Here is a 13,052-nt window from a genome sequence, read left to right on the forward strand (position 1 = left end):
GACGGCACCCCACGTCCCGCGACCGGGGCAGAGACGAAGGAGCCACAGATGTCCCTCGAGGCGTTCGAGCGCTACCCCCTGCTGTTCGGCCCCAGCCCCGTCCATCCCCTGGACCGGCTCAGCGACCACCTCGGCGGGGCCCGGATATGGGCCAAGCGGGAGGACTGCAACAGCGGGCTGGCCTTCGGCGGCAACAAGACCCGCAAACTGGAGTACCTGCTCCCCGACGCGCTCGCCCGGGGCGCGGACACCCTGGTCAGCATCGGCGGAGTGCAGTCCAACCACACCCGGCAGGTGGCGGCGGCCGCCGCCAAGGCCGGCATGAAGGCCGTGCTGGTCCAGGAGAGCTGGGTGGACTGGCCCGACCCGGTCAACGACAAGGTCGGCAACATCCTGCTGTCGCGCATCATGGGCGCCGACGTACGCCTGGTCCGGGCCGGGTTCGGCATCGGCTTCAAGGACAGCTGGCACCAGGCGCTGGAAGACGTCCGGGCGGCCGGCGGCACGCCGTACGCGATCCCCGCCGGAGCCTCCGACCACCCCCTGGGCGGTCTCGGCTTCGCGGACTGGGCCTTCGAGGTGCAGCGGCAGGAGCGCGAACTGGGCGTCTTCTTCGACACGATCGTGGTGTGCAGCGTCACCGGCAGCACCCACGCGGGCATGATCGCCGGCTTCGCGGCCCAGGACCGCCCCCGCCGCGTCCTGGGCATCGACGCCTCCGCGAGGATCGACGAGACCCGCGCCCAGGTGGAGAAGATCGCCCGCGGCACCGCCGACCTCATCGGCCTGGGGCGGGACCTGCGCGACGAGGAGATCACCGTCCTGGAGGGGTGGGCCGGCGACCTGTACGGCGTCCCCGTGCGGTCCACCGTGGACGCCATCCGCCTCACCGGCAGCCTGGAAGGCATGATCATCGACCCCGTGTACGAGGGCAAGTCGATGGCCGGGCTCATCGACCTCGTCCGCGGCGGTGACATCCCCAAGGACTCCAACGTCCTGTACGCCCACCTGGGCGGCCAGCCCGCCCTGAACGCCTACAGCGGCGTCTTCGGCTGACCCGGCCCGTCCCGCGCCGGGCGCCCCGGAAGGACCGGCGCGGGACGTCCGGGTGCGCCGCGGCACCGTCCACCGAACCGGACGCGCCGGCTCCCGGCCCGCCTCCGCGCCCGAGGACCGCGATCCGCTCGGCGCCCGGACCCTGCGACCGGTGCGCGTGCCGGGACCCGGGGCGCACGGGCGGGAGCACCGCCCGCGGGGGGCGGGGCGTCCGGAACCCCGCCCGCAGCGGCATGCGGCGGCGCGGTCGGCGCGCCTACTCGAACCGGCCGGTGTCGCCCGCTCCCCGGCGTACGATCTCCGCCTCGCCGCCGGAGAAGTCGATCACCGTGGTCGGTTCGGTGCCGCAGTCGCCCGAGTCCACCACGGCGTCCACCACGTGGTCGAGCCGTTCCTTGATCTCCCAGCCCTGCGTCATCGGCTCCTCCTCGCCGGGCAGGAGCAGGGTGCTGGAGAGCAGCGGCTCCCCCAGCTCGGCGAGCAGGGCCTGGGCGACGACGTGGTCGGGGATCCGGACCCCGACCGTCTTCTTCTTCGGGTGCATCAGCTGACGCGGCACCTCCTTCGTCGCGGGGAGGATGAAGGTGTAGCTTCCGGGCGTCGACGCCTTGATCGCGCGGAACACGTCGTTGTCGACGCGCACGAACTGGCTCAGCTGCGCGAAGTTCTGGCACACGAGGGTGAAGTGGTGGCGGTCGTCGAGGTTCCGGATCGACCGGATCCGGGCGATGCCGTCGCGGTTGCCCAGCTGGCACCCCAGCGCGAAGCAGGAGTCCGTCGGGTACGCGACGAGCGCGCCGGAGCGGATGCTGTCCACCACGCTGCCGATGGTGCGCTGCTGGGGGTTCTCGGGGTGAACGTCGAAGTACTTCGCCATCCGCCGACCCTACGCGATCGGGCATCCGAGGCCGGACGCCGGGACGGGGGCCGCCGGGGCCGTGACGCCCCGCCGCCCGGGAGCCGTACGACGCCCGGCCCTGTCCCGTCCCGCCCGGTCCCGCCCTGTGCCGTCCCGTCCCGCACGGCGTCGGGTGATCGTCGCGGCGGGTGACGTTCCGAAGGGGCGGGCGGTGCGCGCGAGACCTCCGCGGTCTCCCCGGAGTGGGAGCCGCCGGCACGTACCGCTGTCCGCGCGGAGCGTGCCGGACCGGCTGCCGGTGGGCGTACCACCGGCACGACCCGGCCGGAACCGGCCCCCGGTCAGGTGGGCCGATAAACGGATTGGCGTCCGCCTCCGGTGGGCAGTGAGCCTGCAGTGTGTCATGAGCACGCCTGCCTTTCCCCCACAAGGAGGACGACCATGCACTCCCGCACACTCGTGCGCGGCCTCACCGCCGCCCTGGCGGTGGCCTTCGCCCTGACCGGCGGCCAGGCCTCCGCCGCTCCCGCCGCCCCGACCGCCGAGGAGCGCGCCCTCGCGCCGCGGATCATCACCTACGACGCGAGCGCGTCCGCGGAGTTCAGGGCCGCGGTCGACCGGGGCGCGGCGATCTGGAACGAGAGCGTCGACAGTGTCGAGCTGCGGCCGGTCGCGGCCGGGCAGCGTGCCAACATACGGATCCTCGCCGACAACGGCTGGCCTCGTGCCTACACCACCGCGCTGGGCAGCGGAACCGTCTACATGGGCCGGCAGGCCGTCGCCCAGGGCTACGACACCATCCGGATCTCCTCCCACGAACTCGGCCACATCCTGGGCCTGCCGGACCGCAAGCCCGGCCCCTGCTCGAGCCTGATGTCGGGTTCCAGCGCCGGGACCGCGTGCACGAACCCCCGTCCCAACGCGGCGGAGAAGGCGGAGGTCGAGGAGAACTTCGGCGGAACGTTCGCCTGGCCGGCGGGAACGCCGCGCAACGCGGTGATCACGGACTGACGCGGAGAGCACGGAGGGCGCCCGTGCCCGCGCACGGCGCGGGCGCCCTCCGGATCCGGCGGCGCGGAGGCCGCCAGCCGCTCCGGCCTGTCCGTCCTCCAGTCGTCCCCCTCCCACCACCCCACCGCTCCCGGATCCCCGACGGCGCGATCCGGCCACCCCGCGCCCCCGAGTCCGGGGCCGGGATGCCGGACCTCGTACGGTCCGCTCAGGGAGGAGGGAGTCAGGGGGCGGATGCGGATCCTGCCGCTGGACGCGGCCCCCGGTGACCTGCTCGACCGCGAGCCGGAGCGTCTGCCCGGGCACGGGCCGGCCGTCACGCCGAACCTCCGGCGGGTGAACGACCCGGCGCGGGCGTCCCGCTGCGCGCCGGCTTCCTGACGGCGGCGACCGGCCCGGCGCCGACCCACCGGCTGAGGGTGATCGGACGGGCCGGGCACCGACCACGTGGACCTGACCGCCGCCGCCCGCCACGGTGTGGCGGTCACCTGCGCCCCCGATTCCAACGCGAACGCGGTCGCGGAGTCCGCCCTGGCCCAGTTGCTCGCCCCGACCCGGAACCCGGCGGCACACAACGGGCCACACGCGACGGCCGCGGGAACACCCCGACCGTTCCCGCGGCCGAGCTGTCGGAACCGACCCCGGGCATGGCCGTCCAGGGCTCCTCCCACCGCCCGCCGCCGGCGGAGGGGGCGGTGCGCCGGATCGCGTCCCTCGAGGACCCTCTGGCCACCGGTGACGTGGTGTCGGTGCACCTCCCGCTCACCGAACGGACCCGCGGGATGATCGGCCGGGCGGAACCGGCGCTGATGCGGCCCGGAGCGATCCTGCTGAACACCGCCCGGGGCGGGATCGTCGACGAGCAAGCCCTGACCGACGCGCTGCGCGACCCGGCCCGCCCTCCGGCAGCCGCCGCCGTCGACCCCTTCGCCCACGAGCACGCCGCCTTCGCCTCCCCGCTCCCCGGTCTGCCGGGCGCCCTGCTCACCCCGCACCTCGCCGGAACGACCCGGTGCGCCATGGCCGGGGCGGCCCTGCGCCGCGCCGACCACATCGCGGCACTTCTCGCCGACCGCCCGGACGGCGTCCCCGCAGCGACGCGGTGAGGCCCGCGCGGCAGGGGCCCGGCAGCCGCAGGCCGCAGCGGCGACCGAGGAACCGCGGCGGGGGAAGGCCGGGAGCCGCCTGGTCCGCCACGCCGCTCGGAGCGCGACGGACCGGTACCCCGGCGCCTCGTCGGCGCTCTCCGCCGCGGGCGCGTCCCGGAGACCGTCCGGGGGTGGCGGACCAGGCCACCGGCCCGGGGGCGCGGCACGTCCGCTTCGGGGAGCCGCGGGCGATGGTCGTGCTCCGGGCCGGCCGCGCGGATCCGGCGGACGATGCCGACCGGCTCCTCCCGCGTGGCGTCCGCGCCCCGGGGCGGTCCGGCCGCCTCCCCGGTGAACCCCTCCAGGCCCCGCTCGCCCGGCATCCGGCGGAGTCGAGGGCTGTGCAGGCGTGGCCGATCCGGTCACCGGACCGGCGATCCGGCCGGTCGCGCGGCACGGTCCCTCCCGGCCGCCGCGGAGCCACGGGCGGGGGCGGCGACTCCGGTCTCAGGTCCACGGTCCGGATCGTGTCCGACGGCACCGACATACCGGAGCTGAACCCTCCGTTTGCCTGCCGGCACCCGCCCGCGGAACACCGCGACCGGCGTTGTCAGTGATCGCAACTATGTTCAGCCGTGTCCCGCCGTCGTGGCGCGGAAACCCCCCTTGATGCATGGGAGATGGTGCGTTGTCAGCCTGGGAGAAGTCGAGCACGGCACGGGTGGTACCACCCGCACGACCGCGCAAGCTCGCCAAGGTCCCGTTCGTCGAGCTGGCCGACGGACGCCTGCAGGGCGTGGTGTCCAGCGGCTCGGACATCGAGCGGGTCTACGTCTCGTCGGTCGCGGCCGGCACCTACGCGTTCGCCTGCAGCACCAACAACAACCGGCCCTGCGGCGGCGCGCGGGGCTCGTTCTGCAACCACATCCGGGCCCTGGTCGGCGAGGCGGTGCTGCAGTACGGCGCCGAGCGCGTCGCCCGTTACCTGAGGGTCGAGACCGCGGACGGGGAACCGGACGCGCAGACCGTCGCCGCCGCCATGAGCGGAACACGGCCACCGCAGGACGACACCAAGGCCGCCGCCCCCGTCTTCAGCCGGTTCCTCCGCCACCTGGCCTACCTGGAACTCGCCCCGACCACCGCACCGCTGCCGGAGATGCAGTGGTTCCCGCCGACCAGGGCGGTGGCGTGATGCGCGCCGACCTGCTCACCGAACCCGTCGAGGGACTCGACGAAGCCATGGCGGCCGTCGACGCCTTCGACCGGGCCCTCGTCGCCGGCCTGCTCCGTCCCCGGCCCGACCAGGCCGCCGGTCTGACGGAGCTCGCCCACGCCGTCGCGGCGACGCCCCTGGCCGCCAGGGTCGCCGAGGCGGCCGGGAAGGCGGCGGCCGGAGCCGCGGGCGAGGATCACTTCGCGGCCCTCGCCGCCGCCCGCACCGCGCTGCTCGGCTCCGTCCACGACGCACTGACGAACCGGCTCCGGGAGGCGATCGGCCGTCCCCGCGCCGAGGAGACCGCTCCCGCGCCCGGCGGGCGGCAGGCGGTGAACCTGCTCGCCGCCGCGCGCTCCTGGCTGTCCGACCTGGCCCGCGCCGGGTGGCGGGGCATCGACCACGACGTGGTCTCCGCGTCCGCGCAGGTCGTCTCCGCGATGCTTCCGGACCCGGCCCTGCGCCGCCTGGCGGTGCTCCTCGACGGATTCGCCGCCGAACTCGCCGCCTCCTGCCCCGGCGCGACCCTGGAACGGGTTCCGGTACGCCGCTGGGGCGACCTGTGGTCGCGCGCGATGCTGCTGACCCTGCCCGGCGCGGCCGACGTGCCCGCGACCGGCACGGCCACCGGCCGCCTCCTGCCCCTCGGCGTCGACGTGCACGAACACGCGACCGCCGTACAGGCCCAGGTCCACGCGGTGTTCGAACCCGCGGACGGCGCCGCGCCCCGTCTGGTGCGTGCGAGCGTGTCGGCGCCCAAGCCCGACACGGTCGTCGGAGCCGGTCTGTGGCAGCTGCTCCGCCCGCACATGTCGCTCCTGGCAGCCGTCGGCGAAGGCCGCTCCATGGACCTCGTCGACATGCCGGTCACCGCCGAGGGCGACGTGTTGTGGGACGACGAGCACGCCCGGCCGGGTGAGCCCGCCGACGCCTTCGCCACCGCCCGCGTCGCCCTGCCCACCGCGGCCGACGCGACGACGGCGCCACTGGACCGGCATCCGGCGCGGATCGCCGTACCCGTCTTCCTGGAGGGCTACACCGTCCGGAAGGACGACGGCGCACTGGCGTTCACCCTCGCGGGCCACCCCCTCGCCGTCGACACCGACCGCGTCCCGGCCGCCGGCCCCCTCACCCCCGAGGCCGTCGCGGCGTCCGGCGCGTGCATCGGGCTGCTCCGCTGGGACGCCGGAGCGTTCGGCGTCCAGCCCCTGGCCGTCGAGACGACCGTGCGGCGGAAGGCCGTCGCGGTCCACGCCGGGGGGTGGGCCGGAGGCACGACCGACAAGACCGGCGTCAGGGCGGAGAAGGCCGCCACCGCCGCGGTGACCGTGCTGCGGGAGCGTGCCGGGAGGCTGCTGCGGAAATGACCGAGCACACGACCGGACAGACGGCCGGGACCGAAGGACGACCGGCCGGGTACGCGCCCCCGCGGGATCCCGGAGCGGACCCCCACGGCAACCGCCGCCAGGTCCTGTACTGGCGGCTCCTCGCCCGCCTCCTCGACCACGAGGAGCAGCCCGCGCTGGAATCGGCGAGTCTCGCCGTCGTCGAGGACATCGGTCTGCCCTCCGCGCTGCTGGACCCGCAGGCCTCCGTCGACTCGATCGTCCAGCGCCACCCGGAACTGGCCGCCGAGTTCGACGGCCTGATGGTGCCCGACACCGACACCAACACCGACCCCGACCCCGACACCGGCCCCGACACCGACGACGGCGCACGCGACCGGGCCGCCGAGGTACGGCGCGCGGCGCTGGCGTCGAAGGTGCTGCTCAACGTCTTCGCCTCCGGTTCCGGCACGGTCACGGCCGGGCAGTTGGCGCGCTGGCAGTCCGACGCGGGCTGGCTGGAGCGCGCACTCGGCTGCGGGCCCGGCGAGCTGCGCGGCGGCCGCCCCGGCGCAGGGGCCGGGGGAGGAGCCGGGAGGGGGGCCGCGGGACCGGACGCCGGCCCGACCGGCACCGGCGGCCGCGGCACGACCCCCGACCTCGGCCGGCTGATCCCGGCGATCGGACCGGAGCTCGGCGCCATCGAGGCCGACCTCGTCAGGCGGATGCACCTGCGCGAGGTGCTGGCCGACCCGGAGCTCGCCGCGCGGCTGACCCCGAGCATGTCCCTGATCGAACAACTGCTGCGGGACAAGAACAACCTCTCCGGCGTGGCCCTGGCCAACGCCAAGTCCCTGATCCGCCGCTTCGTCGACGAGGTCGCCGAGGTGCTGCGCACCCAGGTGGAGAAGGCCACGGTCGGCGCCCTGGACCGTTCCGTCCCGCCCAAACGGGTGTTCCGCAACCTCGACCTCGACCGCACGATCTGGAAGAACCTCACCAACTGGAGTCCGGAGGAGGAGCGGTTGTACGTCGACCGCCTCTACTACCGGCACACCGCCCGCAGGACGACGCCCCAGCGGCTGATCGTCGTCGTGGACCAGTCGGGCTCCATGGTCGACTCGATGGTCAACTGCACCATCCTCGCGTCGATCTTCTCCGGACTGCCGAAGGTGGACGTCCACCTGATCGCGTACGACACGCAGGCGCTCGATCTCACGCCGTGGGTGCACGACCCCTTCGAGACCCTGCTGCGCACCAACCTCGGAGGCGGCACCGACGGCACGGTCGCCATGGCGCTGGCGCAGCCGAAGATCGCCGAGCCCCGCAACACCGTCGTGGTGTGGATCTCCGACTTCTACGAATGGCGCCACCAGGAGCTGTTCGAGTCCATGGCCGCCGTCCACCGCTCGGGGGCCAGGTTCATCCCGGTCGGCTCGGTGACCAGCTCCGGCCGCGGCAGCGTCAACCCGTGGTTCCGGGAGCGCTTCAAGGACCTCGGCGCACCCGTCGTCTCCGGCCACATCCGCAAGCTCGTCCACGAACTCAAGACGTTCCTCGCCTAGAATCGCCCAGAAAGGCCCTGACATGTCCGACCTGCTGCGCGCCCCCGCCGAGATCAAGTACGCCGAGGAACTGGACTGGCTGGAGTCCGTCGACGACAACCCCAAGCCGTTCTCCTGGCGCCTGTCCCCGAAGATGGTCCGCCTGTTCATCCTGGGCTCCGAGCGTTCCGACGGGCTGGAGCGGGAGATCCCGCAGAAGTGGTTCGGCGACCGCAGTTTCGTCGAGCGGGCCATCGTCACCCTCGCCTCCGACCGCGGCCTGCTGCTCATCGGCGACCCCGGCACCGGCAAGAGCTGGCTGGCCGAGCTGCTGTCCGCCGCGATCTGCCGCAACTCCACGCTGGTCGTCCAGGGCACGGCCGGCACCACGGAGGACCACATCAAGTACTCCTGGAACGTGTCCATGGTGATCGCCAAGGGCCAGTCGCGGGAGTCGATGATCCCCTCACCGATCATGACCGCGATGGAGACCGGCGCGATCGGCCGCTTCGAGGAACTCACCCGTTCCACCAGCGACGTCCAGGACGCCCTCATCTCGATCCTGTCCGAGAAGTACATCTCGGTCCCCGAGCTGGACAGCGACGGCATCGTCTTCGCCAAGCCCGGCTTCTCCGTCATCGCCACCGCCAACAGCCGCGACCGGGGCGTCAACGACCTGTCCTCGGCGCTCAAGCGCCGCTTCAACTTCGTCCGCATCCCGGTGGTGACGAACAGGAGGAGCGAGGCGGAGATCGTCCGCTTCCGCACCGAGGAGCTGCTGCGCCGCCACCGGATCGAGCTGGACGTGCCGCCGACGCTGCTGGACGTGCTGCTGCGGAGCTTCGCCGACCTGCGCGCCTCGGCGGCCGCGGCCGGCAGCGACGACGAGAGGCTGGAGTCCGCACTGTCCACCGCCGAGCAGATCGGCGTGCTCGAGGACGCGATCCTGCACGGCAACTTCTTCGGCGAGCGCGCCCTGACCGCCCGCACCCTGGCCTCCTCGCTCGTCGGGTCACTGGCCCGGCGCGAGCCCGAGGACCTGGCCATCCTCAACAAGTACCTGCACGGCGTCGTCGAACCGCGCAGCAAGGAAGAGGGCGGATCCTGGCCGGAGTTCCTGGAGGGCGGCCGCGACGCGATCGCCACCCTGTCGTGAACGCCATGAACGGGAGCACCGTGGACGAGAGCACCTTCGCCGCACTGCGCGCGCAACTGGAGCAGGCCGCCGAGACGTTCGCGGACGGACCCGGCGCCCTGGAGGGCATCCTGCTGGGCATCGTCGACGACGTCGACCGCGCGGTGCGCGAGCCGCTGGAGATCTTCCCCGTCTGCCACCACTCGCCCGCCTCGGCGACCGCGATGGCACGCCGACTGCGCCGGAAGCAGCCCAAGGTCGTGTACCTGGAGCTGTGCGAGGACATGGCCCCGCTGCTGACCGAGCTGCGCAACTGCGAACTCCCGGTGGCGGTCCAGGCGTTCGCGACCGAGGTCGACGGGTTCCCGGCCGAGTGGTCCCCGCTGTCGGTGGTCGCGCCGATCACCGAGGCGTCCGCCGAGTACCAGGCGATCGCCTACGCGCTGGACACACCGGGCGTCGAACTGGTCCTCGTCGACCGCTCCTCGGACCACGTCTTCCAGTGGGACGCGCGCGGGACGCGCTCCGCCGGGCCCGGTACCGGGCCGGGGACGCCGGACGCACGGCCCGCCGAGGAGGAGGCCGCGCTCCACGGCGACGCGGTCGGCGTGGAGATGGGCGACCTGCGGCCGCGCTTCGCCGAACTGGAGGAGCACCTGCTGCGCCACGGCCGGGTGCGGCACTGGTCGGAGTGGTGGCACCAGTACGTCGAACTGCCGCTCGGTGACAGCGACCACGACACCTACCGCCAGGTCATGTTCCTGATCGGCAGCCTCTTCCGGCGCCTGGCCCCCGGCGACCCCCACCGGGTGCGCGTGGACGAGGACCGCGAGCGCCACATGTGGACCAGGATGCGCCGGCACCTGGCCGAGACCGGCACCGACCCCGCGGACTGCCTCTACGTCTGCGGCGCCTTCCACGCCGCCAGCCGTGTCGCCGAGTTCGGCGTCCACGGCACCGACACCTTCGAGATCGGCCCGCCCACCGCGACCACGTGGCAGCACGGCCTCATCCCCTCCAGCCACGCGGCGATCGAGGCGCAGTTCGGCCTCGCCGCCGGCTCGGTGTCGATCGCCGCGACGCTCTGGGCGAAGAACCTCAGGCGCACCCGCGTGGAGCCGTACCGCCTGGCGGGACAGGCGGGCGCGAGGAGACCGCGGGCCGGGAAGGCCGCGGCCGCGGCGGCCCCGGCGCCGGAGGGCCCGCCCTCGGACAAGCTGACCGGCTTCCTGCGCCGGCCGCCCGCCCTGGACCGGCTGGACGAGGCCGAACTGCTCGGCTGGTCGGTGGAGATCGTGCGCGCCGCGCGCCGCAACGGCTACCTCGCCTCCACCGCCGACGCCATCGCGGTGTTCGAGACGTCGATCCTGCTGGCCGGGATGCGCGACCGGGCCAAACCCACGCCGTACGACTTCCAGGACGCGGCCGTCACCTGCATCGAGAAGGACACCGTGCCCGGCCGGCGCGACGTGCGCCGTCTGGTGGAGATCATGATGGGCGGCGACCGGGTCGGCCGGGTCGGCTACGACGCGCTGCCACCGCTGGCCCGCGACGTGCACGACCGGCTGGCCCCCCTGAACCTGAAGCTCCAGCAGCGCGGCGTGCGGCGGGCGCTGCTGGACATAGCCGCCCGGCCGGAGCTGGAACGGTGCTCCGACGTGCTGTGGATGCTGCGGTACCTGATGCCGCACGGCGCCGCGCGGCCGATCATGGGGGAGCGGAAACTGGGGGAGCGCCCGATCCAGGAGTCCTGGGATCTGGCGCTGGGCACCCACCAGCGCGCGCTGATCGAACTCGGCTACGAGGGCGTCAGCGTCGAACAGGTCCTGGAGCAGCGCCTGCGCCGCACGGCGTACGGCCCGCAGGCCACCGCCGCGACTGTTCTGGAAGCCGTCGAGGACGCGACGCTGTACCTGCGCAGCCGCCGCCTCGCCGGCGAACTGGGCACACACGCCCTGGAGGTGCTGTCGGCCGAGCGCAGCGTCGACGGCGCACCGGAGGTGCTGCGCCGGGTACGGCGGCTGCTGGCGTACTACCGCACCAGCGAGCCGGTGCTGCCGCCGTGGATCGAGTCCTTCGTCAGGACCGGATACGCGCACTACTGCACCCTGCTGCCGACGGCGTTCACCGACGACGACGCCACCGTCCGCCATGTGGCGGCGATGCTCGGCTTCCTGTTCGGCATGGAGGGCCTGGCACTGTCACTGGGGTGCGACCGGACCCAACTGGAGCTGGCCCTGGCCCAGTCGCATCCGCGGGACCCGTCGAAGACGGCGCTGCTGTGGGCGGTTCGGACGCACCTCGGGCACCTGACCCGCGCGGACCTCCGCCGAAGGTGCGACGAGATGTTGGACAACCCCATGGTGGTGCCCGTCTACCCGCGCTACCTCAGCGGCTTCCTGCACGCCCTGGAGCCCGTCCCGGGACTCACCGACTTCGTCGTGGAAGCGGTCTCGAACGCGTTCGGGCGGTTGCCGGACCCGGTGCTCCTGCCCTGGCTGCCCACCCTGATCACCACCCTGCGGTCGGACGGCGCGGACCTGGCCCCGCTGCTGATCCGCGAGGCCGGACGGACCTTCCCCGGGCGGCTCGCGGCGCTGGACGCGTGGGTGCCGCCGTGGCAGGAGCGGCCGATGCCGGAAACCGTGCTTCCGGCGCGGCACACGGACGGCGGCCGCGGTTGCGCGCTGCTCGCCGCCCACCCCGCGACGTGTGACGCGGTGGCGGGCCTGCTGGGCTGCGACGGGACGTGGGAGACGGCGGCCCCCGGCCCGTCGGGCGCGGTGCTGGCGGGGCGCCACCCGGACACGGCGGTGGCGCTGGAGGCGCTGCTGGCCGGCCCGTGATTCCGGCGGGGCGGAGGCCCGCGCGGCGGACCCGCCGCCGACCGGAGCCGTGGGGCCCCGGCCCGGCGGGCGGGTCCGGCCCCGTACCGGTGGCGCTCCGCCGGGTCCGCCGGTCCCGGCCGGCCGGACGCGTGGCGGGGCTGCGGGCTTCCGCCCGGCCCCCCGGAGCCGGGCGGAAGCCCGCGGTCCCGGCCACCGCTGGGGCTCCCGTCCCTACGCCCCGGTGCCCTTCCCGGCCACGTAGACGGTGTTGGCCGCCGCTTCCCGCCGGTAGGGGGTGTCGAACCCGACGACATGGGCTTCGGCCGTGGCGAAGACCTCCGCGAGCACGGCGGTGAACCGCTCGTCCGGCGGGTCGTCGGACCACAGGGCGAAGACGCCGCCGGGATGGAGGTGCTCGGCCAGGGCCCGCATCCCGGCCTCCTGGTAGAGCGCCGCGTGCCGCGGGTGCAGCACGTGGCGCGGCGAGTGGTCGACGTCCAGCAGGACGGCGTGGAAGCGGCGGCCCGGCTGTTCCGGGTCGAGTCCGCGGGGATCGGCGGCCAGTGCGAAGAAGTCGCCCCGGACGAGTCGGCAGCGCCGGTCCTCCACCAGCCGGGCGCCCAGCGGCACCAGCTTCTGCTCGTGCCATCGGATGACGTCGGGGAGTGCGTCGATGACGACCAGGGAACCCACCCGCGGATCCTCCAGCGCGGCCCGCGCGGTGTATCCGAGGCCGAGTCCGCCCACGGCGACGTCCAGGCCGGTGCGGTCGTCCGGGAGCGCGGCCAGGCCGAGGCGGGCCAGTTCCGTCTCGCCCGCCGTGAAGAGGCTGGACATGAGGAACTCGTCGCCGAGTTTGACCTCGTACACCTCCTGTCCGGTCACCGGGTCCAGCCGGCGCCGCAGGCTGATGTCGCCCATCGGTGTGGGCCGCCAGTCGATCTCCTGGAAACGCGGGCTCATGTTCTCGTCCCTTCGTGTGCCGGCGCCCCG

The 13,052-nt window shown here is 74.1% G+C and carries 11 protein-coding genes and 1 pseudogene; 10 read left to right on the forward strand and 2 right to left on the reverse strand.

What is annotated here, in order from left to right; all coding sequences use genetic code 11:
• Positions 1 to 48: 48 nt before the first annotated feature.
• Positions 49 to 1,056 carry a 1-aminocyclopropane-1-carboxylate deaminase gene (locus QC029_RS00700; protein ID WP_279553273.1) on the forward strand — a complete coding sequence of 336 codons (1,008 nt, stop codon included), beginning with the start codon at positions 49 to 51 and terminating at the stop codon, positions 1,054 to 1,056.
• Positions 1,057 to 1,312: 256 nt separating this feature from the next.
• Here QC029_RS00700 and QC029_RS00705 read toward each other — a convergent pair whose 3' ends face one another.
• Positions 1,313 to 1,933 (reverse strand): L-threonylcarbamoyladenylate synthase, encoded by a 621-nt coding sequence (locus QC029_RS00705; RefSeq protein WP_279553274.1) that lies wholly within the window; start codon positions 1,931 to 1,933, stop codon positions 1,313 to 1,315.
• A gap of 423 nt (positions 1,934 to 2,356) precedes the next feature.
• Here QC029_RS00705 and QC029_RS00710 point away from each other — a divergent pair, with 423 nt between their 5' ends.
• The 9 genes and pseudogenes from QC029_RS00710 to QC029_RS00745 all read left to right on the forward strand — a co-directional run bounded on the left by QC029_RS00710 (position 2,357) and on the right by QC029_RS00745 (position 12,077).
• The gene (locus QC029_RS00710) at positions 2,357 to 2,926 is read left to right on the forward strand and encodes a snapalysin family zinc-dependent metalloprotease (protein WP_279553275.1); all 570 of its coding nucleotides are present in this window, start codon (positions 2,357 to 2,359) and stop codon (positions 2,924 to 2,926) included.
• A 234-nt stretch (positions 2,927 to 3,160) separates the two neighbouring features.
• Entirely contained in the window at positions 3,161 to 3,307 is a 147-nt protein-coding gene (locus QC029_RS00715; protein WP_279553276.1) for a hypothetical protein, read from the forward strand.
• A 96-nt stretch (positions 3,308 to 3,403) separates the two neighbouring features.
• A pseudogene (locus tag QC029_RS31035) lies at positions 3,404 to 3,448 on the forward strand (hypothetical protein); the annotation flags it as partial.
• Between the two features lie 125 nt (positions 3,449 to 3,573).
• Complete coding sequence (locus tag QC029_RS00720; protein ID WP_279553277.1) at positions 3,574 to 4,032, forward strand: NAD(P)-dependent oxidoreductase; 459 nt, start codon at positions 3,574 to 3,576, stop codon at positions 4,030 to 4,032.
• Positions 4,033 to 4,687: 655 nt separating this feature from the next.
• Positions 4,688 to 5,206, forward strand: coding sequence for a hypothetical protein (locus QC029_RS00725; protein ID WP_279553278.1), 519 nt, complete (start codon positions 4,688 to 4,690; stop codon positions 5,204 to 5,206).
• Entirely contained in the window at positions 5,176 to 6,594 is a 1,419-nt protein-coding gene (locus tag QC029_RS00730; protein WP_279553279.1) for a hypothetical protein, read from the forward strand. Before QC029_RS00725 ends, QC029_RS00730 begins: the two co-directional genes overlap by 31 nt.
• Complete coding sequence (locus QC029_RS00735; RefSeq protein ID WP_279553280.1) at positions 6,591 to 8,117, forward strand: VWA domain-containing protein; 1,527 nt, start codon at positions 6,591 to 6,593, stop codon at positions 8,115 to 8,117. The genes QC029_RS00730 and QC029_RS00735 overlap by 4 nt, the downstream gene beginning before the upstream one ends.
• Positions 8,118 to 8,139: 22 nt before the next feature.
• Positions 8,140 to 9,252 carry an AAA family ATPase gene (locus tag QC029_RS00740; RefSeq protein ID WP_279553281.1) on the forward strand — a complete coding sequence of 371 codons (1,113 nt, stop codon included), beginning with the start codon at positions 8,140 to 8,142 and terminating at the stop codon, positions 9,250 to 9,252.
• 5 nt (positions 9,253 to 9,257) lie between these two features.
• Positions 9,258 to 12,077, forward strand: a complete 2,820-nt coding sequence (locus tag QC029_RS00745; protein ID WP_279553282.1) for a DUF5682 family protein — start codon at positions 9,258 to 9,260, stop codon at positions 12,075 to 12,077.
• A gap of 213 nt (positions 12,078 to 12,290) precedes the next feature.
• Here the strand turns inward: QC029_RS00745 and QC029_RS00750 are convergent, their stop codons facing one another.
• Entirely contained in the window at positions 12,291 to 13,022 is a 732-nt protein-coding gene (locus QC029_RS00750) for a spermidine synthase (RefSeq protein WP_279553283.1), read from the reverse strand.
• Between the last annotated feature and the right edge of the window lie 30 nt (positions 13,023 to 13,052).

This window comes from Streptomyces sp. DH37 (assembly GCF_029813835.1).
In the GTDB taxonomy this organism is placed as follows: Bacteria; Actinomycetota; Actinomycetes; order Streptomycetales; family Streptomycetaceae; genus Streptomyces.

Excerpts from the sequence above, each read along its gene's own strand:
- QC029_RS00700 (WP_279553273.1), top strand. The coding sequence starts at position 49 with ATGTCCCTCGAGGCGTTCGAGCGCTACCCCCTGCTGTTCGGCCCCAGC.
- QC029_RS00705 (WP_279553274.1), bottom strand. The coding sequence starts at position 1,933 with ATGGCGAAGTACTTCGACGTTCACCCCGAGAACCCCCAGCAGCGCACC.
- QC029_RS00710 (WP_279553275.1), top strand. The coding sequence starts at position 2,357 with ATGCACTCCCGCACACTCGTGCGCGGCCTCACCGCCGCCCTGGCGGTG.
- QC029_RS00715 (WP_279553276.1), top strand. The coding sequence starts at position 3,161 with ATGCGGATCCTGCCGCTGGACGCGGCCCCCGGTGACCTGCTCGACCGC.
- QC029_RS00720 (WP_279553277.1), top strand. The coding sequence starts at position 3,574 with ATGGCCGTCCAGGGCTCCTCCCACCGCCCGCCGCCGGCGGAGGGGGCG.
- QC029_RS00725 (WP_279553278.1), top strand. The coding sequence starts at position 4,688 with ATGGGAGATGGTGCGTTGTCAGCCTGGGAGAAGTCGAGCACGGCACGG.
- QC029_RS00735 (WP_279553280.1), top strand. The coding sequence starts at position 6,591 with ATGACCGAGCACACGACCGGACAGACGGCCGGGACCGAAGGACGACCG.
- QC029_RS00740 (WP_279553281.1), top strand. The coding sequence starts at position 8,140 with ATGTCCGACCTGCTGCGCGCCCCCGCCGAGATCAAGTACGCCGAGGAA.
- QC029_RS00745 (WP_279553282.1), top strand. The coding sequence starts at position 9,258 with ATGAACGGGAGCACCGTGGACGAGAGCACCTTCGCCGCACTGCGCGCG.
- QC029_RS00750 (WP_279553283.1), bottom strand. The coding sequence starts at position 13,022 with ATGAGCCCGCGTTTCCAGGAGATCGACTGGCGGCCCACACCGATGGGC.